This window comes from Pseudolysinimonas sp., assembly GCF_039912695.1.
Classification (GTDB): Bacteria; Actinomycetota; Actinomycetes; order Actinomycetales; family Microbacteriaceae; genus Pseudolysinimonas_A.
The window spans coordinates 204704-226386 of sequence record NZ_JBDSPJ010000013.1 but is presented as its reverse complement, the minus strand read 5'-3'; the positions used below and the strand labels follow the sequence as shown (position 1 = coordinate 226386).

The window sequence follows — 21683 nt, the reverse complement described above, 5'->3', positions numbered from 1 at the left end:
CACGACAATTTTCCCGGCACGTGAGGCCGGCGGGGGTAAGCACGGAGCGGGTCGCTTTCGGGTGACGCGCCCCGATGGGGGGTGTGATCGTACGGCTCAGTCGGGGGAGACCTCGCCGGGACTCTTGGGACGCTAGCAGACCGATCTGTCTCGGCTGTTCGTTCTACCCCCTAAAGGGGGTAGTCGCGATCGTCCCTATCCGGGGAGTTCCCGCACAACGAGGAACCCCCGCTCACGTCACCGTGAGCGGGGGTTCCTGATATGCGGGATCAGATCGGTGAGATCAGCCCTGCGTGATGTTCGACGCCTGGGGTCCCTTGGGGCCCTGCGTCACGTCGTAGGAGACGTGCTCGTTCTCGTTCAGGTCACGACGGCCGGTGCCGGCGATCGCGCTGAAGTGGGCAAAGACGTCCGCCGTTCCGTCATCCGGAGCGATGAAGCCGAAGCCCTTTTCGGCGTTGAACCACTTAACGGTTCCAGTTGCCATGTTCTTTGTACTCTTTCTTCATTGGTGCGAATCCCGGAACCTTTCGGCCCCAGAAACCGCGTTAAGCGCGCCGGTAGAGACCGGCGACTGGGCAGGCGAACGGATCGCGAGCGAGCCGTCCCACCTGGTTTAGGTACGTGATCACGGCCGCGTAAGCGCGGGGGATCGACGTCTCGGTATAGGGGATGTCGGCGGTGCGACAGTACTCGCGCACAATCTTGCGAGTCTTGGCGAGGTGAACTCTCGCCATGTTCGGGAACAGGTGGTGTTCGACCTGGTAGTTGAGTCCGCCGTAGATCGCGCTCGCCCAGAAGCCACCCGCGATGTTGCGAGAGGTGACGACCTGCTTGGTGAGGAAGTCGAACGTCGACTCTTTCTCGAGGATCGGCATCCCGATGTGGTTCGGGGCGAAGGCACCGCCCATGTAGAGGCCGAAGACCGCCATCTGAACGCCGAGGAACGCGAACGCCATGCCCAGAGGCAGAAAGTAGAACACTGCGCCGAAGAGAACCGTGAACCGCAGCGTCAGCATGGTCAGCTCGAAGACGCGGCCCTTGATCGGCTTGCGCGAGAGGAGGTGAGCGTAGGACTGCACGTAAAGGTTCAGACCTTCGAGCAGCAGGAGCGGGAAGAACAACACACCCTGGCGACGGTTAATGAAAGCCAGCGGGCCGCGAGCGTTCTTCGCCTTGTCGTCGTAGAAGGCAATGACGGAACCACCGATGTCGGGGTCCTTGTCGATCTGGTTCGGGTTGGCGTGGTGACGGGTGTGCTTCGTCATCCACCAGCTGTAGCTCATGCCGACCAGCAGCACGCCGACGAGGCGACCCATGCGGTCGTTAGCTGGCCCGGACTCGAGCACCTGACGGTGCGAGGCCTCGTGGGCGATGAACGCGAACTGGGTGAACAAAACGCCGAGCCCACCCGCGATCAGCAGCTGAAACCAGCTCGCGCCGAGCAACACGAATCCGGCCGCGGCGGCCACGAGGCCAGCCCCGAGTCCGAGCATGAGCACCAGGTAGAACCAGCGAGCACGACGAAGCAGGCCTGAATCGCGGACCTCCATCGCAATCGTGGTGAAGTTGCGTGTCGGGTCAATCTTTTCGGCGGTGCGAGGAACGGTCTCACGGATGCGGCCGAGCTGACCTGAAGCAAGATTCTCGGCGGGTACGGACGCAGAGGGGTTCGAGATGTGCGAATCCGTCCAGTCGGCGGTCCGAATCTCTCTCAAGAACAGGAGCCCGCTTGTATAAGCCATCGGAAGATCGCCGATCACTGCCCCTCAGCCTAGCCGGGTGAGCACACCAAACGGGTGTCTTGGCCAGATTCCGATCCGCTAGTTCGCAGGAATTCCGCTGGGTCGCTGCGCGATCCGCAGTTTTTCGACGGTCGCGTCGACCTCGGCCCGACGGCTGCCGTCATCCCACCCCATGATTGACGCCAGAGCAGCACCGATCCTTTCGACGTCCGCGGGCGCGAGAAGGCCTCGGAACGCCAGCGTGGTGCGGCGAAAGACGACATCGTCGAGGTGCTTGACCCATTCGTGTTCGACCAGAAAGCGAAGTTCCCCGGTCGACAACTCGTCGCCCAACAGAGGTTGGTCATCGGCGAGGTACGGCAGAACCAGGGCGGCCCGGGTTCCGTAGCGGCTGAGCAACAGGTCAGCTCGCCCCACCGCGACTCCGGGGAGTTCGCGTTCACGCCACGACACACGATTGGCCGCCGCCGGGAATCCGGCCCCGCCGCCGATCGGCAGGTTGGTGGTCGACTGTCGCCGCCGCGTGCTGAGGAGCGTGAGCACGGTGTCGCCGAGGTGCTCGGCCACGGCCCGGAAGGTGGTCCACTTGCCCCCGATCAAGCTCACCGTCGGGATGCCGAGCCGGCCGTCGCGACTGACCTCGATGCGGTAGTCGCGCGACACCAGGCCTGGCGCGAGATCGGCATGATGCGGAAGGGGTCGGATTCCCGAGAACGAGTACACGATGCGGTCGCGCCGCAACTCGAGGTCAGGAAAGACCGTTCGCACGAGGTCAGCGAAGTAGTCGACCTCCGAGTCGGTGCATTCAACCGGCTCGCGCGGGTCGGCCTCGAGATCGGTCGTGCCGACTAGAACCCGGCCGTTGAGCGGGTAGATCAAAACGATTCGGCCGTCGTTGTTCTCGAAGAAGATCTCGCGCCCGCCGGTCGCGGCCAGCAGTTCGGGGTCGTCGAGCACGACGTGGGAACCCTTGGTTCCCCCCAGGTAGGAGGTCGGTTCGCCGAGCGCCTCATTGGTGAGGTCTGTCCACGGCCCCGAGGCGTTGATGATCACATCCGGAGTGACGTGCCATTCGCGCCCGGAATCGAGGTCGCGCAGTCGCACGCCCGCCTCATCCATTCCGACCGCTTCGGTGTAGTTGAGCGCACGGGCGTGCGGGCCGACGGCGAGGGCGTCGCCGAGCACGTCGAGAGCGAGACGCTCAGGTTGATCCATCGACGCGTCGTAGTAGGTCGCCGTGTAGCGCACGTTCGGGTTGAGCTGGGGAAGTTCGCCGAGCGAGCGGCGGCGACCGTGGATGCGGTGCCGCGGCACCGTTCCGCCGTCGCGGGAGAAGGTGTCGTAGATGACCAGGCCGATTTTGATCAGCAGCGCACCGCGTTCACGGGGTCGCGCCGGCGCCCGGTGAGTGAGCAGCCGAAGAGGTGCGGTGAACAGTCCCGAGAAGGTGGAGAAGATCGGGATGGTCGTCTCAAGCGGCGTGACCCGGTGCGGAGCGACGCGCAGCAGCCGGTTGCGTTCAACGACGGATTCGCGCACGAGCCGCAGTTCGCCGTTCTCGAGGTAGCGAATCCCGCCGTGCACCATGTGGCTGGATGCGGCCGTCGCCCCGGAGGCAAAGTCGCCGCGTTCGACGAGCAACACGTCGATCCCTTGGAGGACCAGTTCACGGAAGACGCCGATCCCGTTGATTCCGCCGCCGATGACGAGAACGGTCGGCTGAGACTTCCGTTCGGGCATGCGTGGGAATCCTTGGGGTCTCGTCGTGTTCGCCGGCAATCCCTATGATCGGGGAGGAGTGCACAATCGCGCAATGCCTCTGCACGAACGTGCGCAGCCGGAAAGGAGCCGACGATGAGCGACCAGAACGACGTTGCTTCCGATCCGCGCGCACTCGCTGCGCTTCAGGCAGCGCAGATGTACTACCTGCAAGACCTCACCATGGAGACCATCGCGTCCGAACTCCACGCCTCCCGGTCGACGGTCTCGCGTCTGCTGAGCTACGCGCGCTCCTCGGGGCTTGTCGACATCCGGGTGCGTGCGCCCTTCGCGGCGGGGCCGCCAGCCGAGCGAGCGATCGCGGAACGGTTTCAGGTCGTCGCCCACGTCGTCCCCGCGCCGGATTCGCTGAGCGACGTCGACCGGCTCGAACGCGTCGCGTTGACCTCGGCCCGCCTGCTGCATCGCCATATCGACTCGAACATGATCATCGGGCTCGCCTGGGGGTCGACGATGGGGGCGATCAGTCGGCATCTCGCCGTCAAGGACGTGCACAACACCCTCGTGGTGCAGCTCAACGGAGCAGGCAACACCCAGACCACGGGCATCGACTACGCGAGCGAGATTCTCCGCAGATTCGGTGACGCGTATCACGCCCGCGTGCAGCAGTTTCCGGTGCCAGCACTCTTCGACGAAGCCAGCACGAAGGATGCCTTCTGGCGCGAGCGAGCAACCCAACGCGTCCTCGAACTTCAGGGACGAATGGATGTCGCACTCTTCGGTTTGGGATCCCCCTTCGCGGGCGTCCCCAGCCACGTCTATGTCGGCGGCTACCTCGACGATCGCGACTATCGCAGCCTCAGCGCGGATCGAGTGGTTGGCGACGTGGCCACCGTGTTCTATCGAGTCGACGGCAGCCATCGTGACGTGGCACTCAATGCCCGGGCGACCGGACCCGACTTCGCGACGCTCCGACGGGTGCCTCGTCGAATCTGCGTCGTCGCCGGCGAGCAGAAACTCGACAGCCTGCGCGGGGCCCTCGCCGCCGGAGTGATCACCGATCTCGTGCTCGACGAGGGGCTCGCGCGGCGGCTGCTCGCGACGACGTGACCCCGCACATTCGTGCACGCCGCTCATCCGGTGCTCGCCGCGCTCGTAAAGTGAGGCGTTGACCGACATGGTGAGCGCACCGAAGGAGATGCTCGACGATGAGTCACGTCCTGGCGATCGATCAAGGCACCACCAGTACCCGGGCGATCGTGTTCGACGTCACGGGAACTGTCGTGTCCAGCGGACAGCTGGAACACACGCAGATCCTCCCGCGGCCGGGTTGGGTCGAGCACGACCCGCGAGAGCTCTGGCGCAACACCCAAGAGGTCATCGGGCTCGCGCTTGCCCGAGCCGATCTAACCCGGCACGACATCGCCGCGGTCGGCATCACCAATCAGCGGGAGACCACCGTCGTGTGGGATCGCGCGACCGGTGAACCGATCTACAACGCGATCGTGTGGCAAGACACCCGCACGCAGCACATCGTCGATCGCCTCGCGGCCGACGGCGGGGTCGACCGGTTCCGCGATGACACCGGGCTGCCCCTCGCGACCTACTTCTCTGCGACGAAGATCAGCTGGATCCTCGACCACGTCGAGGGCGCCCGCGAGCGGGCGGTCAGCGGCGACCTGCTGTTCGGCACGACCGATTGCTGGGTGGTGTGGAACCTGACCGGCGGCCCCGACGGCGGCGTGCACGTTACCGATGTGACCAACGCGAGCCGCACCCTGCTGATGGACCTCCACACCCTGGAATGGGATGACGCGCTGCTTCAGGCGTTCGACATCCCTCGCGCGATGCTGCCCGAGATCCGCAGTTCTTCCGAAGTGGTTGGTCAGGTCGAGTCGTCGAGCTTGCTGCGCGAAGTTCCGATCGCGGGAATCCTCGGCGACCAGCAGGCCGCCGCCTTCGGGCAAGTCGCGTTCGAGGCGGGCGACAGCAAGAACACCTACGGCACCGGAAACTTTCTGCTCGTTAACACCGGCGAGACGGTCGTGCACTCTGCCAACGGCCTCATCACAACGGTCGCGTATCGCATTGGCGACCAGTCACCCCGGTATGCGCTCGAAGGGTCGGTCGCGGTCACCGGTTCGCTCGTGCAGTGGCTGCGTGACGGCCTCGGAATCATCCAATCGGCCGACGAGATCGAACCGCTCGCGGCATCCGTTCCTGACAGCGGCGGCGCGGTCATCGTTCCCGCCTTCTCAGGGCTGTTCGCCCCGTACTGGCGACCCGACGCCCGTGGAGCGATCCTCGGTCTCACGCGGTTCGTCACGCGGGCGCACCTCGCTCGCGCCGCGCTCGAGGCCGTGGCGTTCCAAACTCGCGATGTGCTGGAGGCCGCCGATGCCGATGCCGGGGTGTCGGTCGTCGAACTCCGCGTCGATGGCGGCATGGTGCGCAACGACCTGCTGATGCAGTTGCAGGCGGATGTTCTCGGCATCCCGGTCGTTCGTCCGGTCGTGACCGAGACGACCGCGCTGGGTGCTGCGTACGCTGCAGGCCTCGCTGTCGGAGTCTGGTCGGGCCTCGACGACCTGCGCGCCCGGTGGCGTGAAGACCGACGTTGGGAACCCTCGATCAACGACGACCGCCGCGCCGAGCTGCGTCGCACCTGGCACAAAGCCGTCGAGCGCACCTTCGGGTGGATCGACTCCTAAGCAGGTGCGGTCGGGGCCGGTCTGCGACACTCAGGCATGCGGCGCATCCTCAACTACGCGGTGCGCTACTGGCCCGTCACCCTGACTCTCATGGTGGCCGCGGTTGGCGGGGTCCTCTTCCTAACGGGGGAGGCCTGGTTCGTGCCGTGGCTGTTCGGCGGCTACGCGCTCGCGATGGCGGCGTGGCAAGCGGTCGGGATGATCCGCTCACTTCTCAAACGTCAGTTCGGGCTCGACATCCTCGCGGTCACCGCGATCGTTGCGGCGGTGCTCGTTGGTGAGTATCTCGCCGCAATCGTTGTTGTCTTGATGCTCGCCGGCGGGGTCGCCCTCGAGGATGCCGCGAACCGACGGGCACAGCACGACCTCGACGCGCTCCTGGCACGTTCGCCCCAGCACGCGCATCTGATCGAGGACGGCGGCCTGCGGGATGTCGGTATCGACGAGGTGCGGGTCGGTGATCTGCTGCTCCTGCGTCCTTCGGAGATCGTTCCCGTTGACGGCACCCTGGTCTCCCCGGCCGGCGCTTTCGATCAGTCTTCCGTGACCGGCGAGCCGATCCCGGTCGAGAAGGTGGCCGGGGATGCGGTGCTGAGCGGGTCGGTCAACGGCGTCGCGGCGCTCGAGTTGCGCGCGACGGCCACTGCGGGCAACAGCCAGTATCAGCAGATCGTCGCCCTCGTGGAGCAGGCGTCGCGCAGCAGAGCCCCGGTCGTGCGCCTCGCGGACCGCTACGCCGTCCCGTTCACGGTCCTGTCGCTCGCGCTGGCCGCAGTCGCTTGGGCGGTGAGCGGCGAGCCCGTGCGCTTCGCCGAAGTACTTGTGCTCGCGACGCCGTGTCCGCTGCTGATCGCGGCGCCCGTTGCTTTCATCGGCGGGATGAGCCGCGCCGCCCGCAACGGGATCATCGTCAAGGGCGGCGGCGTTCTCGAACAGCTCGCCCGCGCCCGAACTGCCGTGTTCGACAAGACCGGCACCCTCACCCATGGGTCGCCCGAGCTCGTCGCGGTGCGACCCGAGCACGGCTTCGGCGAAAACGAGTTGCTCGGACTCGTCGCGAGCGCCGAGCAGTACTCGTCTCATGTGCTTGCGTCGGCCTTCATCGCTGCCGCGCGCTCTCGCGATCTCGTGCTGCAGGAGGGCGCCGCAGCCGAGGAACACGCGACCAACGGCGTGGTCGCGACCATCGACGGTCGGGATGTCGCAGTCGGCAAGTACGCCTTCATCGCGGAACGCGTTTCGGATGCCGCGCGCACGAGGATCGGGCCTGGTGAACTCGCGGTCTACGTCGCGGTCGGGGGAGTGTTCGCCGGCGCTCTTCTTGCCCGCGACACCGTCCGACCCGAAGCGGCGGCAATGCTCGTGCGGCTCGCGCAGCTCGGCATCCGCGACACCCGGATGCTCACCGGGGACGCGCGCGAGAGTGCCGAGTTCGTCGCCGCAGAAGTGGGCATCACGACGGTGCGTGCCGAATGCCTGCCCGCCGACAAGGTCGCAGAGGTAGCTGCGATCACCGAGCGGCCGGTCATCATGGTCGGCGACGGTGTGAATGACGCGCCCGTTCTCGCCGCCGCGGAGATCGGCATCGCGATCGGGGTGCGGGGTGCGACGGCCGCGAGCGAGTCAGCGGATGCCGTCATTCTGGTCGACGACATCTCGCGCGTTGCCGACGCCATCCAGATCGGAAAGGACACGGTACGCATCGCGCTGCAGAGCATTTGGCTCGGGATGATTGTGTCCGTCGCGTTGATGGTGGTCGCCATGTTCGGCGTCATCCCCGCGACCCTCGGCGCCTTCCTGCAGGAGGGGATCGATCTGGTCACGATCCTGGCTGCGCTGCGAACGATCGGCGCTCGGAACAGTCCATCCTCAGCACCGGTCACACCGGCGGTTTCGGCTCAGTCGTAGGGACTCAGTCGTAGGGCCAGCCGGTGTACGCCTCGGCGAGGTACGTGCTGCCCGCGGTGGACTCCACGACGCTGCGCAGTTCGCCGATCTGGCGACGACGGTCAAACTCGCTCGCCTCGGCTGTCGAGTGCAGCATGCTGGTCATCCACCACGAGAAGTGCTGGGCCTTCCAGATGCGGGGGAGCGCTCGCTCCTCGTACGCGTCGAGCGCCGCGGTGCCCTGACCGGCAAAGTAGGCGGCCAGTCCCTCGTGCAGGATGCGCACGTCGTTGATCGCGAGGTTCATCCCCTTCGCTCCCGTCGGCGGCACGGTGTGGGCGGCGTCGCCGACCAGAAACACCCTGCCCTTCTGCAGCTGATGGGCGACGAAGCTTCGGAACCGCAGTACGTCGCGCTGAAAGATCGGTCCTTCGTGCAACTCGCGGCCAGCGACCCGGGACTGCAACGAGTCCCAAATCTGGGCGTCGCTCCAGGCATCCGGGCTCATCCCCGGGTCGCACTGCAGGTACATGCGCTGCACCGTTGCCGAGCGCTGGCTGATCAACGCGAAGCCATCGACGGAGTTCGCGTAGATCAGCTCGTCCGACGAAGGCGGCGCCTCGACCAGGATGCCGAACCAGCCGAACGGATACTCACGGAAGTATCCGCCGGATTGCGATCCGACGACCGCCGTGCGGGCGATGCTGCGGGAACCGTCGGCCCCGATCACGAACTCCGCGACGATCTCGAACGGGGTGCCGTCGGCATCCGTTCCCACCACGCGCGGTGAGTCGCTCTCGGCGTCGAGTACCGCCGTGACCGAGGTGCTGAAGCGAATGTCGCCGCCGTCGGCGAGACGTCGAGCCAGTAGGTCTTTGAGCACCTCGTGTTGCGGGTAGAGGTAGACGGCGCGGCCCACGAGTTTCTCGAAGTCGATGCGGTGACCCTCGCCCTCGAACTGCAGCTCGATGCCCTCGTGCCGGTGTCCGTCGACGAGGACCCGCTCCGATGCACCGGACGAGGAGAGCAGGTCGACGGTTCCGTTCTCGAGGATGCCGGCCCGGATGGTGTGTTCGATGTCATCGCGCGAACGGTCGTCGAGAACGATCGACTCGATGCCGTCGAGGTGCAGCAGGTGCGAGAGCAGAAGCCCGGCAGGGCCGGCGCCCACGATCGCGACGCGGGTGTGGATACTGTCGGCCACTTCAGTCTCCTTCGACGAGGTCGCTCCAGTGTGCCGGGGCGGTCAGTCTCGTGGGCACGGTTGCCCATTCAACGGAACAATCTCGCCTGCGCAAGGGTCGTCGCGATGTCGGCTGCGGCATCCCGGAGCAGAACGAGCGTGCGGGTTTCGTCGCGCGAACCGCGGGGCAGGATGACGGAGAGCGCCGCCACGACGGTCCCACTGTCGAGGATGGGAACCGCGATCCCGGTCGAAACGGTCTCGACCGACCCCGGCGAGACTGCGTAGCCGAGTCGGCGGATCTCGGAGAGCCGGCGGCGGAGCACCGCGGAGTCGGTGATCGTGTCGGGGGCAACCGCCGGGAGAGGAGACGCGAGTACCCGCTCAATGACCTCTCGTGGAGCGTGGGCCAGCAACACGAGTCCCGACGACGACGCGTGCAACGGCAGACGTCCGGCGATCCGGGTGATGTTGGCGCCGGCTTCCGGGTGTGACAGCCGTTCGAGGAAGAGCGCCGTGTCGTGCTCAAGCACGGCGAGTTGCGTGTGTTGACGAACCGCGGATTGCACGCGCTCCATGGCAGGCAGTGCCGCCTGGCGCAACCCGAGGGCGAGGGAGCCGCGGGTGGCGAGTTCCCACAGTCGCATCCCGACCCGCGCGCGACCCTCATCGTCGCGTTCGAGCAGTCCGGCCGCCGTCAGTTCGGCGACGACCCGGTGCCCGGTGGATGCGGGCAGTGCGGCCCGGCGGGAGATCTGACTGGCGGTCTGCGCGGTGTGGTCGGGGTCGAAAGTCTCGAGCACGCGGATCAGCCGCTCGATGACTCCCTCTCCAGAGGGTCCGTTGGCCATAGCGACACGGTATTCCCATTCAACGAGACGTGGTCGGTGAGGAGGTGTTCGAAATACTCCATCGAACGGTCGGACGACGACACCAGTTGCCGGTAGATGCCGCCGGCTCGAGCGTTCGGATGCCCGACCGGCAGGTAGCTGCGCAACAGCGCCTCGTGGATGCCGTCCGCCGCGAGCCGCAGCAGGCGGACGAAGTCGTGCACCGCCGACCCGTCGTTGGGCACGACGACGCTGATGGCGCCGACGACGACGTCCTGAGAACCCCGCACCGGCACGGCGATGCCGCGCGACTCGGGGAAAATGAAGCCCTCCGAGACGGCGAACCCCTCGTGGCGCGCATGCTCGACGGCATCTCGAAGCTGCGTGGCGGTGCGCAGGCTGGTCGGCGTGATCGGGTTCAGCCCGCGCGCGACGACGCGGTCGAGAAGCACCTCGGCCTCGTCGGCATGGGCGAGCAGCACAATCCCACTCGATGAGTGCTGCACCGGGATGCGCCCGCCCACGATCGAGGCGTTGACCACGGCATCGCGTGCCGAGAGCCGCTCGATGACGAGCACGTCGAGGTCGGAGCGCACCAACAACTGGGTGTGCTGCCGCACACGGGTCTGGACGGCGTGGAGATAGGGGAGTGCTATCTCGCGCAGCCCGAGAGCCCCGGGCGTGCGACTGCCCAGCTCCCAGAGCCGGTTGCCGACCCGATAACTGCGGTCCGGCATCCGCTCGATCAGGCCGTGGCCGACCAGTTCTGTGACGATCCGATGCGTGGAGGAAAGGGGGAGACCGGCGCGCTCCGAGATCTCGCTCAGCGAGAGAAACGGGGCTTCGACCGAGAAGGTGTCGAGCACGAGTACGACGCGGCTGATCGCGGAGGTGCCGTTCGATTGCCGTGCCACGAGCGCAGCCTACTTCCTTTCAAAGAGAACCAAGGCGCGGGCTTCCGGTGCCGCTCGTAGAGTGGCGACGCATTCCGGCGCACCCACGTGAGGATCAATGATGACTTCAGAGACTTTGGCAGCCGCGGTCGCCCGCGTCGGTAGCCCAGTTGAACTGCTGCGCAACCAGGATTGGCCGTCGGTCACTTTTCCGATCAAGCCGGAGTTCACCAACTGGCGCGACGAGCAGCGCGCCTGGTCGACAACGGTCGCGATTATGGACCAGTCGCACCACATGACGCAGCTCTTTATGGGTGGGTCCGACCTCATCCCGATCTTGTCGAGCATCTCGCCCAACACGTTCGCGACCTTCCGGGCGGGTGTCGCCAAGCAGCTCATCGCGGTCAACCAGGATGGCTACCTCATCGGCGACGGCATCCTGTTCTACAACTCCGACGACCGTGAGGGTCTCGTGCTCATCGGCCACCACATCCTCATTGACTGGGTGCGCTACAACCTCGAGAAAGGCGAGGCCGAGGGGAAGAACGTGCACCACCGCCTTGAGGCCAACTCGAACATGCGCACCGACGCCGACCCGACCTTCTACCGCTATGAACTGCAGGGCCCGGAGGCCGACAAAGTCATGCTGAAGCTCTGGGATGCGATTCCCGAGGTCAAGTTCTTCCACATCGCCGACGTCGAGATCGCCGGCAAGAAGGTCAAGGCGCTGCGGCACGGAATGGCCGGGCAGCCGGGCTTCGAGTTCTACGGCCCGTACGCCGACGGCCCCGCGATCCTCGCCGCGCTGCAGGAAGCGGGCGCCGAGTTCGACATCAAGATGGTGGGCGCCAAGGCGTACTCCTCGTCGCCCCAAGAGTCGGGCTGGGTGCCGACCCCCTTCCCGGCGATCTGGGATGACGACTTCGCCGAGTACCGCGAGTGGTTGCCCGCCGCGCGCGCGGGTTCGCTCGCCGGGTCGCTGTTCTCCACCGACATCCACGACTACTACCTCACGCCGTTCGACATCGGACTCGGCAAGTCAGTCAAGTTCGACCACGACTTCCACGGTCGAGAGGCCCTCGAGAAGATCGCGGCCGCCCCGAAGCGGCGCAAGGTCACGCTGCTCTGGAATGCCGACGACGTCGCAGCCGTCGTCAAGTCCCAGGTCGAACCGGGCATCCCGGCGAAGTTCCTCGACTTTCCCAAAGCTCGATACGGCTTTTACCAAATGGACCGTGTCGACCTCGAGGGTAAGCCGGTCGGAATCTCGACGGACGCCGGCTACACCGCGTTTGAACAGCTCTACATGTCGCTTGCGACACTCGACAACGACGTGGCCGACGGAACTGTCGTCGAGGTGGTCTGGGGCGAAGACCCGATTTCGACGAAGCCGCAGGTCGACCAGAAGCACCGTCAGGTGAAGATTCGTGCCACTGTCGCTCCGGCGCCGTATCACGACTATGCGCGCACGGTGTATCGGGTCAATCACTGAGTGCTCTGCTACTCAATCGCTGAAGGCTCGGCGACCGATTAACCTCAACCCGCGATTCACATCAGGTCGTCCAGCATCGCGGCCTGCGCTGAGACGAGGATCCGACGCGCTTCTTCCCGGGTGACCCACGCGGCCCGGTCAAGCTCGGGGAACGACTGCATCCTGCCGGATCTCGGCGGCCACTCGAGATCAAAAGTGTTGCTGGCGATGTTCGCCGGGTCGAAGTCCGGGGCTTCTGCGGCGAAGACCGTGAGTAACTTTCCCGACGAATAGCGGTAGACACCCAGGTGGCGGTAGGCGAGCGAGGGAGCGGGTATCCCGGTCTCCTCCACGAACTCGCGCCGCGCCGCGTCGAAGGGGTCTTCGTCGTCGAGGTACTCGCCCTTGGGGATCGACCAGGCATGGTCCTCTTTACGCGCCCAGTACGGGCCGCCCATGTGGGCGATCCATACCTCGCGCCCGACCACGCCATCCCGATACAACAGGATGCCGGCGCTGTGAACGGATGCCATCAGATCAGGCTAGATCGGCGAGGCCCGCCGCGGGATGCTGGGCGAGGGATGCTGGGAATGGCAACCGCCTCGATCGAGTTGAATGGTGACATGACAACAGTTCCGAACCACATCCCGCTCGACGGCGTCGAGCTGGGGCTCGACACCTTTGGCGACAAGAGTGTGGATCTCGATGGCAACCCCGTTTCGTACGGCCAAGTCATCCGTGACGTCGTCGAGCAGGGCGTTCTCGCCGATTCGGTCGGGGTCGACTTCTTCGGCGTGGGCGAGCACCACCGCGACGACTTCGCGATCTCGAGTCCCGAACTCGTGCTGGCCGCGATTGCCGCCCGCACCGAGCGCATCCATCTCGGCACGGCGGTCACGGTTCTGTCGTCGGATGAGCCGGTGCGTGTGTTCGAGAGGTTCGCCACCCTCGACGCGATCTCGAAGGGTCGGGGCGAAATCATCCTCGGCCGTGGATCGTTCACCGAGTCGTTCCCGCTGTACGGACTGAACCTCGGCGACTACGAGCGTCTGTTCGAAGAGAAGCTCGAGCTGCTGCACGAACTGCTCAAGGAGGGTCCGGTCACCTGGGAGGGCACTCTGCGTGCACCGATGAAAAACCAGGAGGTGTACCCCAAAACCGACTCGGGATCGATTCGAGCCTGGGTCGGCGTCGGAGGCAGTCCCGAATCGGTAGTGCGTGCCGCGCGCTACGGGTTTCCGCTCACCCTCGCGATCATCGGCGGCGCACCGGTGCGGTTCGCCCCCTACGTCGACCTCTTCCACCGCGCGCTCGCGCAGCAGAACATGCCCGACCTTCCGGTCGCGGTGCACTCGCCCGGGTTCGTTGCCGACACCGACCAGGAGGCCGCCGACATCCTGTGGCCGCATCAGAAGGCAATGTTCGACCGCATCGGCCGGGAGCGCGGCTGGGGTCCAATGACGCGCGAGCACTTCGAGGCTGAGATCGCCTCGGGTGCCCAGCACACCGGTTCGCCCGAGACGGTCGCGCGCAAGATCGCTGACACCGTGCGCACCCTGGGCATCCAGCGGTTCGACCTCAAGTACTCGGCGGGCACCATCCCGCACGAGCACCTGATGCACGCGATCGAGCTCTACGGCACGGTGGTGATCCCGCGCGTGCGGGAGCTGCTCGCTGAGGATCCGATCGCCGCGACCGCGTAAGAAACGCCGCCTCGCATTCGTAGGATCGAGGCATGCCCGAACCTCGCGGACGTCGCGGTCGCCGCGGACCCGCGGGGGAGGAGAGCTTTCGAACCCGCGCGGTGAACGGCGCGACGTTCTTCACAAGCCGACAAGAGCACGAAGATCTGACGATCGTCGTCGAGCGGTTCCCGGGGCTGGTCGCGGCCTCGACGCGCACCTACCTCCTGGTACACGGACTCGGTGTGTCCTCGCGGTACTTCCGCCCGCTCGCCGCCGAGTTGGCTAAGACCGGCCGGGTCTTTCTGGTCGACCTCCCGGGTTACGGGGCCGCGCCGAACCCACGGCGGGACGTCACACTCACCGACCACGCCGCGGTGCTGGCCGGATTCGTGCGGGAGGCGGGCCTCGACAATCCGATCATCATCGGACATTCGATGGGCACGCAGATCGTGTCGCTGCTCGCCCAGAAATTTCCGGATGTCACCGACCGCATCGTGATGATGGCGCCGACGCTCGTGCCGCGTGCTCGCACGCCGTGGCTCGCCATCCGCAATCTGCTGTGGGACGCGACGCGAGAACCGCCCGTCGTGTTTGGAATTGCGATCACTGACTACCTCATCCGATGCGGGATGCCGTATCTGCTGCGTCAGTTACCGCACATGATCAACGACCGGTTGGAGGACCGGGTCGGCGCGGACCGTGCCCGCACTCTGGTCATCAATGGCGATCGCGACACGATCTCGCCAACTCCGTGGGCCGAAGCGCTCGCGGCAGCGCACCCGGATGCAGCGTTTCACGAAGTGCGCGGACCGCACGTCATCATGTACACCGATCCGGTGATGATCGCGAAACACATCACCGACTTTGCTGACGCGCCGTGAGGTGGCTGCTGTGAGGTGGGTCGAGTACGCCGGGCAGGCGCTGCGGGATTACCCCCGGGCGATGCGGATGCGCGGTTTCGGGTTTGCGGCCCCGGTGCCGTCATCCTTCGGGGCGGGCGATGCGCGCCCCGTCGTGCTGATTCCCGGCGTCTACGAGCGGTGGCAGTTTCTGCGCTCCATCGCACTGCGGCTCTCCGAACGCGGCCACCCGATTCATGTCGTGCGGGAATTGGGGATCAATACCGCCGACATTCCCGCCTCGGCCGAGCGGGTGCTGCGCTTCCTCGCCGCTCGCGATCTGCACGGGGCGGTGCTCGTCGCGCACAGCAAAGGTGGGCTCATCGGGAAGTCCGCGATGCTTGCCGACCGGGACGGGCGCATCGACAGGCTCGTGGCGGTCGCGACGCCGTTTTCGGGCTCGCGAATGGCCGACCTGATGATCCTGCCTGCGCTGCGGGCGTTCCGGCCGGAGCACCCCGTGATCCGCAGACTGGTCCGCGAGACCCGGGTGAACTCGCGCATCACGTCGATCTACCCGTCGTTCGACCCGCACGTTCCCGAAGGGAGCGCGCTCGAGGGGGCAACCAACGTGCCGCTCAGGATCGTCGGGCACTTTCGGGTGCTCGAAGATCCGGCCGCGATCGCCGCTGTCGTCGCAGCCGTCGAGCGAGAAGGCTGACGTCGGTCAGCCACCGAACGGCGACGCGACCATCCGGCTGCCCGCGACGACCAACAGCACGACGTCCATGACAGCGGCAAGCATCACGAGCGGGAAGGCGGCGCGGCTTCGGCGCAGACCGAAGACGACGGATGCCGCAGAGGCCGCGAGAGACAGCGCGAGACCCGCGGTGGAGATCGGCGAGACTCCAATTCCCACCACGAGCGCCAGCGCGGCCGCCGCAAGCGCGAGCCCCGCGATGACCGACGCGACTCGCAGGCCGACCCGGTGCGGCATCCCGCGCACGCCGGTAGCGACGTCAGCGCTGAGGTCGGGGAGCACGTTGGCGATGTGCGCGGCGAGCCCGAGCAGCGCGCCAGCGGCGATTGCCCACCAGGCAGCCCCGGCCGCAACGGGGCGCGCGAGAGTCGCCAACAGGGGCAGGAGGCCAAAACTCACGAGGTAGGGCACGAACGACAACGCCGAGCTCTTCAGCCACAGGTTGTACGCCCAGCCGCCCGCAATCGCGATCAGGTGCGCGACGGCGAACGGGAACCCCAGGGCAAGCGAGACCCCGATCGCTAACCCGCCACAGGCCAGAGCGACGTTACGAACGAGATGTGGGGTGACATCGCCGCGCGCGATCGGCTTGTCGGTACGGCCCGCGGCGATGTCTCGGCGGGCATCGATCCAGTCGTTGGAAAGACCGATCGAGAGCTGGTTGAACCCGAGGGTCAGACCCAGCACGAGAACGCGCCACGGCTCGAGCCCGACCGCGATCCCGAGGAGCACCTCGATGAGCGTGACGATGAGTACCGGTCCCGGGTGGGACGAACGCGCCAGCGCGCCGATCGACCGCATGAGGCCAGCGTAGGCGGGCGTGCAACAGGCCCCCTAGAGGGGACATTGATCCTGCGCGAGCGATAGCATCCCGATCATGGCTCGACGTTGCGCTATCGCCGCAATCGCGATTGGCCTCGTATTGAGTGGGTGCGCAGCTGCCCCCGTCACGCTCTCGGGGCCGCTGAAGCCGTGGTCAGCAGTCCCCGCGGTCGCCGTCGATCCGGTGACGGCGTATTCGACGGCTCGCCTTGCCCATCTGACCTTGGAACAGAAGATCGCCAGCCTGCTGATGATTCACGTGCCCGGAACCGACGCGAGCGCTATCCGCGGCGCGATCGACGCAACGGGCGTCTCGGGTGTGATCTTCATGGGCGACAACGTTCCCGGATCTGCGGCGGGACTTGCCGCGATGACCTCCGTTCTCAGCGCAGACCCGGGACTGCCGGTGCTGACCTCGATCGACCAGGAGGGCGGCATCGTTCGTCGGCTCCCCGGCGACTCGGCCGCGTCGGCATCCCAGTTGCGGTCCCAAGATCCGGCGGCCGCTGAGGAAGCGTTCCGCTCCCGGTCAGCGCTCGTGGCGTCCGCGGGCGTCGCCATCAACTTCGGGATCGTCGCCGATGTCACGGGAGACCACCACTCGTTCATCTATCCGCGCGTGATGGGTGTCGACGCAGCCTCCGCTGCTCCCCGCGTCGCCGCGGCGGTCGAGGGTGAGAAGGGCACGGTGTTCTCGACCCTCAAGCACTTCCCGGGCCACGGGTCGGTCGAGGGCGACTCTCATGTGAGCGTGCCGACGACCGGGATGGGGATTGACGAGTGGCGCTCGACCCAGGAGCCGCCGTTTCAGGCAGGCATCGACGCCGGCGCCGAATTCGTGATGATGGGCCACCTGCGCTACAGCTCGGTCGACACGATGCCGGCGACGCTTTCACCGGTGTGGAACAAGATACTGCGCGACGACCTTGGCTTCACCGGCGTCATCGTCACCGACGACATGACGATGCTCGAGCACTCGGGCGAGGCGCAGTTCGCGGACCAGGCCCAAAATGCGACCTGGGCGATTGCCGCCGGCGACACGCTGCTGCTCTACGTCGGGCCGGTGGATGTCGGAGGTGTCGTCTCAACTGTCGCGGCGGCGGTGCGCGACGGCAGCATCCCGGAGTCGACAATCGACGATGCTGCACTTCGACTCATCGAGCTACGGCGCGGGATGTCGAGTGAGACCGGTCCCTATATCCACTGTGGCGATGACTGCCGCAGCTTCAGTAGCTAGACAGAGCGCCAGCTAGCAGAGCAGGAGCGGCGGTCTAGCCGTCGAGACCGAGGGTCGGCAGCTGGATGTCGGGGCTGTCGGTCGTTGAGTAGGTGAAAGTCGGCGAACTATCGTTCGGCGAAGCCTGAGCGGGAGCGGGCGAGACGGCGAAGACTCCGCCGATTGCGACCGAGATCACAGCGACAGCGACGCCGACAGTCGCGAGGGCGCGCAACCCGGTGAGGTTGTGTGTGCGGCGCATGCCGAAGAACATCATGCCGAGCGCGACCAGAGCGGTCGCGCCTGCGGCGACGATAACAGCGGCGAAAATGCTGGAGTCGGGGGTCGCGACGGGAGCGACGGTGAGCGCAGCAAACATGCTGGCTGTTCCTCTCGGGGGATAGGAACCGCTAGGGGTTGGGGGATGGTGACAGCCCGGGGGAGGCTGCCGAATTCAACGGGATGAAGTCTGCCGTAAGGCTACTGATTCGGGGTTGGCCGCGTTGTCCGCCTTAAGGGGGACGACACGACTTGTCAGAATCTACCGAACATCCCCCGTGACCGCGCCCCCTCCTTCGGGGGACGGTGCGAGACCGATGGGGCAGCCGGATCAGGCTGCTAGAGCAGGTCGAGGTCGAGGTCGCGGAGCTGACTGTTGAGGCCAGCCCCGTCCGAGGCGTAAACCCACGGCGCGGAGCCGCGTCGATGGGTTCGCGCGTTACTGCGCCCCCCGGCAAGAACCGCCTGTCCAGGGGTGAGTTGCCGGATGGCAACGGCCCGCACGCTCTCGGGGTGACGCTCCGCGAAGATGCCGTAGGTCGTTTCGTCGGCTTGCCCGTCGTCGCCGATCAGCAACCACCGGATACCGGGAAACTCGGTCGCCAGTAGGTCAAGACTCGCGAGCTTGTGTTCGGCGCCGTTACGAAACCAGCGTTCGTTTGTCGGACCCCAGTCGGTCAGCAGCAGAGGCCCGGGCGGGTACAGGTTGCGGCTCAGAAAGCGAGTGAGGGTGGGGACGACGTTCCACGCACCGGTCGAAAGGTAGACGACCGGCGAGCCCGGGTGAGCGGCCGCGAGCCTTTCGTAGAGCACGGGCATGCCCGCAACCGGGGTGCGGGCGTGCTCGTTGATGACGAACGAGTTCCACGCGGCGAGGAATGGTCGGGGCAACAGCGTGACCATCACGGTGTCATCGACATCGGAGACCATGCCAAAGTCGGTCGATTCATCAACCACAAAGATGGGCACCGGAACCCCCATCGAATCAACCATGCCGCCGCCACCGGTCTTGCTCCCGATCGAGAGCACCACGTTGGACCATCCGGGCGGGAGGGATACCGCGAAGCGGGCGTCGATCACGCCACCACGATCGGAGTGCACTACACCGGTCGCGTCGCCTGCCGTAATCGTGACCTCGGCATCCCGAACCGTGATCGAGGTGAACGAGCGCCAGCCCCGAACGCTCGTGAAACGGTCTCTCGGCAAGACTCCGGGCTTGCGCAAGACGACGCGCGCGAGCACGCGAATCCAGCCGTCACCGCCGTAGCCGACGAACGGGACGATCGCCGGGATCAGCCCTGCCCGACGACCCCACCGTTCACGCACGGCGTGCACGGCATCCTCGATGCGAGCCCCGATGTGCACCGCAGGACCCGCCATGAACCCAGTGTCGCACGCTCGTCGTTTCGGCCCTGAGACGCGACCACTACCCCTGAACGGGTCGCGCGGTAGAATCCGATCGGATCAGTTCAAGGAGATCTCAATTGCTAGCTACGCACCTAGATACGCCGCGGGTCGAGGGGACCGGGGTTATCCGAAACGAGCCGGTTCAAGCGCGCAGTGCCGCGCGCCTCACCGCCTTGCTCGACGCCGCCGCCCAGGTCACCAACGAGATTGGCTACGAGCGGCTCACGACGGCCATGGTGGCCGATCGCGCACGTGCATCGATCGGCACGGTCTACCGGTACTTTCCCGACCGCATCGCGGTTCTGCTGAGTCTCGCCGCGCGCAACGCTGACCGCACCAGCGGCCTCGTGCTCGCCGAGATCTCGCACAGCAGTCACACCGAATGGACGGCTGCGCTGCACGCCGGATTCGGTCACTTCTTCGCGGCGTTCCGCACCGAGCCCGGGTTTGCCTCGCTTCGTTACGGCGACGTGCTCGATCTGCGACCCGCCGTCGGCGCTCTGGCACGGCAAACGTTCTCGGACCAGATCTTCGACGTGCTGGTCAAACGCTTCGCTCTCGATGCGTCCGCTGAGGCGCGCTCGGCCTTCGAGTCGGCCGTCGTCACCTTGGACGCTCTCGCCGCACGCGCCTTCGCTCGCGACCCGCAGGGTGACCCTGCGTTCCTCGACGCTGGGCGTCGTGCCGCCGAGGCCCTTCTCGCGCCGCACTGGGGTACGCCGCACGGGGGTACGCCGACCCGCTAGTGCTGCGGGCTCAGTCCTGCGGATCCTCGGTTGTCGTCGCGTCGCCGTCGCCGGGGCGGTCCCAGTGTCGGGCCTCCGAGCGCTCAAGCGCCTTCTTACCGATCAGCACGCCCACCACGAACAGCACGATGACGCCGACGAAGATGTAGCCGGCGAAGTGCAGAGTGCCCGCGAGGTCACGGTACGAGACCGCGGCGACTGATCCAAAAGTGACGTACGCGGTGGCCCAAATGGCGCTGGCCGGCGCTGTCCAGGCGAGGAATCGGCGATACCCCATATTGCTCATCCCGACGGTGACGGGCACGAGGGAATGCAGAATCGGCAGGAACCGCGACACAAACACCGCGAACCCGCCTCGACGGTCGACGTAGTTCGCCGCCCGCTGCCAGTTGCGTTCGCCAACCCAGCCCCCCACCCGGGAGGTGCGGATTTTCGGTCCGAACCAGCGACCGAGCAGAAAGCCGAGGCTCTCGCCGCACAGCGCCCCGACAATGACGGCAACGAGCAGTCCGATGTACTCCGCAGGCGAGTCGACCGCGGTTGCCGCCACCAACACGATCGTGTCGCCGGGCACCACGAGCCCGATCAGCAGCGACGTTTCACAGAAGATTCCGAGTCCGGCCAGCAACGTACGCGTGACGGGATCGACGCTGTTAACCAGGTCAAGAATCCACAGCAGGATGTCGTTCATTTCTCCTCCGGGAGGGGGCGGCGCAGGGCATCCAGTCGTCGTCGCCAGGTGTCGAGCCGACCCGGTTGCTCGGCGACATCGGGACCGTCGATCCAGGAGGTCACGATTCGGATGCCGTGCAGCGCATTCACCGCCCACACTTCGCAGCCGTCGAGGTCTTCGAGCCGAGTGGACTCGTACAGGATGTCGACGCCCGTGGCTGTTGCGAGCGCCAGAACGCTGCGCAGGGTGACGCTGTCGATTCGGTCGATCTCGGTCGCCGGAATCGCCAGGGCATCGCCGCGCCACCAGGCGAGACAGGTCGTCGAACCCTCCGCGACGAACCCCTCCGTAGTGAGGATGACGCCCTCGTCGGCGCCCTCGTGCTGGGCTTTAGTTCGCAGGCGCGTCATCGCCTCGAGATCGGGTCCCTTGAGACGCGGAGCGGTGCGTGGGTCACGGCCGCGATGCGTCGCCAGCACGATCGACCGCGACCGTGGCGGCGCCTCCCGCAGCCGGAAGAGCAGGTGGAGCCGCGACAACTGGGTGCGCAATTCGACGCGGGGAAACCAGTCCCCGTCACGCGGAATCGCCGCGATCGCGTCATCCCAGAACTCGCCAGCTGCGAGCCCGAGGAAGCTGCTCCGCGGGATCGAGGTCATGAACCGCGTGCGGTGCAGGTCGAGCGCGAGAACCGTGCCGTCGCTCACCAGCCACGAGTCGGCCGCCTCAATCGTCGCGGGCAGCACGTCACAGTCGTCGCGCGGTTCGAGCAGGTGCCCGTCCCAGCGGAAGATGGCAGCGGCGGCGCTCATAGGAT

21 protein-coding genes are annotated in these 21683 nt (G+C 66.4%); 9 read left to right on the top strand and 12 right to left on the bottom strand.

Going from position 1 to position 21683, the window contains the following annotated elements; translation table 11 throughout:
• Positions 1–283: 283 nt before the first annotated feature.
• The 3 genes from ABIR17_RS05040 to ABIR17_RS05030 form a co-directional block, all read right to left on the bottom strand.
• Complete coding sequence (locus tag ABIR17_RS05040) at positions 284–487, bottom strand: cold-shock protein (protein ID WP_348003266.1); 204 nt, start codon at positions 485–487, stop codon at positions 284–286.
• A gap of 61 nt (positions 488–548) precedes the next feature.
• Positions 549–1718, bottom strand: a complete 1170-nt coding sequence (locus ABIR17_RS05035) for an acyl-CoA desaturase (RefSeq protein ID WP_348003265.1) — start codon at positions 1716–1718, stop codon at positions 549–551.
• 105 nt (positions 1719–1823) lie between these two features.
• A complete protein-coding gene (locus tag ABIR17_RS05030) occupies positions 1824–3485 on the bottom strand; it encodes a glycerol-3-phosphate dehydrogenase/oxidase (protein ID WP_348003264.1) in 1662 nt (553 codons plus the stop codon).
• A 114-nt stretch (positions 3486–3599) separates the two neighbouring features.
• Here ABIR17_RS05030 and ABIR17_RS05025 point away from each other — a divergent pair, with 114 nt between their 5' ends.
• The 3 genes from ABIR17_RS05025 to ABIR17_RS05015 all read left to right on the top strand — a co-directional run bounded on the left by ABIR17_RS05025 (position 3600) and on the right by ABIR17_RS05015 (position 8083).
• The gene (locus tag ABIR17_RS05025) at positions 3600–4574 is read left to right on the top strand and encodes a sugar-binding domain-containing protein (protein ID WP_348003263.1); all 975 of its coding nucleotides are present in this window, start codon (positions 3600–3602) and stop codon (positions 4572–4574) included.
• Between the two features lie 98 nt (positions 4575–4672).
• Positions 4673–6175 (top strand): glycerol kinase GlpK, encoded by a 1503-nt coding sequence (glpK, locus tag ABIR17_RS05020; protein ID WP_348003262.1) that lies wholly within the window; start codon positions 4673–4675, stop codon positions 6173–6175.
• Positions 6176–6211: 36 nt separating this feature from the next.
• Entirely contained in the window at positions 6212–8083 is a 1872-nt protein-coding gene (locus ABIR17_RS05015; RefSeq protein WP_348003261.1) for a heavy metal translocating P-type ATPase, read from the top strand.
• Between the two features lie 4 nt (positions 8084–8087).
• On the opposite strand, the gene ABIR17_RS05010 is transcribed toward ABIR17_RS05015, so the two are convergent.
• From ABIR17_RS05010 to ABIR17_RS05000, 3 genes are all read right to left on the bottom strand, one after another.
• The gene (locus tag ABIR17_RS05010) at positions 8088–9266 is read right to left on the bottom strand and encodes a 4-hydroxybenzoate 3-monooxygenase (protein ID WP_348003260.1); all 1179 of its coding nucleotides are present in this window, start codon (positions 9264–9266) and stop codon (positions 8088–8090) included.
• Positions 9267–9334: 68 nt separating this feature from the next.
• Positions 9335–10096: an IclR family transcriptional regulator gene (locus ABIR17_RS05005; protein WP_348003259.1), complete on the bottom strand. Its 762-nt coding sequence runs from the start codon at positions 10094–10096 to the stop codon at positions 9335–9337.
• A complete protein-coding gene (locus tag ABIR17_RS05000; protein WP_348003258.1) occupies positions 10054–10989 on the bottom strand; it encodes an IclR family transcriptional regulator in 936 nt (311 codons plus the stop codon). Before ABIR17_RS05000 ends, ABIR17_RS05005 begins: the two co-directional genes overlap by 43 nt.
• Positions 10990–11089: 100 nt before the next feature.
• On the opposite strand from ABIR17_RS05000, the gene ABIR17_RS04995 reads away from it, so the two are divergent.
• Positions 11090–12460: an aminomethyl transferase family protein gene (locus ABIR17_RS04995; protein ID WP_348003257.1), complete on the top strand. Its 1371-nt coding sequence runs from the start codon at positions 11090–11092 to the stop codon at positions 12458–12460.
• 56 nt (positions 12461–12516) lie between these two features.
• On the opposite strand, the gene ABIR17_RS04990 is transcribed toward ABIR17_RS04995, so the two are convergent.
• Positions 12517–12972, bottom strand: coding sequence for an NUDIX domain-containing protein (locus ABIR17_RS04990; protein ID WP_348003256.1), 456 nt, complete (start codon positions 12970–12972; stop codon positions 12517–12519).
• Between the two features lie 90 nt (positions 12973–13062).
• Between ABIR17_RS04990 and ABIR17_RS04985 the strand changes: the two genes are divergently transcribed.
• From ABIR17_RS04985 to ABIR17_RS04975, 3 genes are read left to right on the top strand one after another with little or no spacing between them, the layout of a single operon-like run.
• On the top strand, positions 13063–14142 hold the full coding sequence (locus tag ABIR17_RS04985; protein WP_348003279.1) for an LLM class flavin-dependent oxidoreductase: 1080 nt from the start codon (positions 13063–13065) through the stop codon (positions 14140–14142).
• 32 nt (positions 14143–14174) lie between these two features.
• Positions 14175–15005, top strand: a complete 831-nt coding sequence (locus ABIR17_RS04980; protein WP_348003255.1) for an alpha/beta hydrolase — start codon at positions 14175–14177, stop codon at positions 15003–15005.
• A gap of 10 nt (positions 15006–15015) precedes the next feature.
• The gene (locus ABIR17_RS04975) at positions 15016–15684 is read left to right on the top strand and encodes an alpha/beta hydrolase (protein ID WP_348003254.1); all 669 of its coding nucleotides are present in this window, start codon (positions 15016–15018) and stop codon (positions 15682–15684) included.
• A gap of 6 nt (positions 15685–15690) precedes the next feature.
• Here the strand turns inward: ABIR17_RS04975 and ABIR17_RS04970 are convergent, their stop codons facing one another.
• Complete coding sequence (locus ABIR17_RS04970; RefSeq protein ID WP_348003253.1) at positions 15691–16524, bottom strand: UbiA family prenyltransferase; 834 nt, start codon at positions 16522–16524, stop codon at positions 15691–15693.
• A gap of 76 nt (positions 16525–16600) precedes the next feature.
• Between ABIR17_RS04970 and ABIR17_RS04965 the strand changes: the two genes are divergently transcribed.
• Complete coding sequence (locus ABIR17_RS04965) at positions 16601–17782, top strand: glycoside hydrolase family 3 N-terminal domain-containing protein (protein ID WP_348003252.1); 1182 nt, start codon at positions 16601–16603, stop codon at positions 17780–17782.
• A 34-nt stretch (positions 17783–17816) separates the two neighbouring features.
• Here the strand turns inward: ABIR17_RS04965 and ABIR17_RS04960 are convergent, their stop codons facing one another.
• Positions 17817–18140, bottom strand: coding sequence for a hypothetical protein (locus ABIR17_RS04960; RefSeq protein ID WP_348003251.1), 324 nt, complete (start codon positions 18138–18140; stop codon positions 17817–17819).
• A gap of 239 nt (positions 18141–18379) precedes the next feature.
• Positions 18380–19420: a phosphatase domain-containing protein gene (locus ABIR17_RS04955; protein WP_348003250.1), complete on the bottom strand. Its 1041-nt coding sequence runs from the start codon at positions 19418–19420 to the stop codon at positions 18380–18382.
• Between the two features lie 200 nt (positions 19421–19620).
• Here ABIR17_RS04955 and ABIR17_RS04950 point away from each other — a divergent pair, with 200 nt between their 5' ends.
• Positions 19621–20193, top strand: a complete 573-nt coding sequence (locus tag ABIR17_RS04950) for a TetR/AcrR family transcriptional regulator (RefSeq protein ID WP_348003249.1) — start codon at positions 19621–19623, stop codon at positions 20191–20193.
• A 10-nt stretch (positions 20194–20203) separates the two neighbouring features.
• Here ABIR17_RS04950 and ABIR17_RS04945 read toward each other — a convergent pair whose 3' ends face one another.
• Together ABIR17_RS04945 and ABIR17_RS04940 are read right to left on the bottom strand one after the other, a co-directional pair.
• Positions 20204–20884: a DedA family protein gene (locus tag ABIR17_RS04945; RefSeq protein WP_348003248.1), complete on the bottom strand. Its 681-nt coding sequence runs from the start codon at positions 20882–20884 to the stop codon at positions 20204–20206.
• Positions 20881–21678: an aminotransferase class IV gene (locus tag ABIR17_RS04940; RefSeq protein WP_348003247.1), complete on the bottom strand. Its 798-nt coding sequence runs from the start codon at positions 21676–21678 to the stop codon at positions 20881–20883. The genes ABIR17_RS04945 and ABIR17_RS04940 overlap by 4 nt, the downstream gene beginning before the upstream one ends.
• Between the last annotated feature and the right edge of the window lie 5 nt (positions 21679–21683).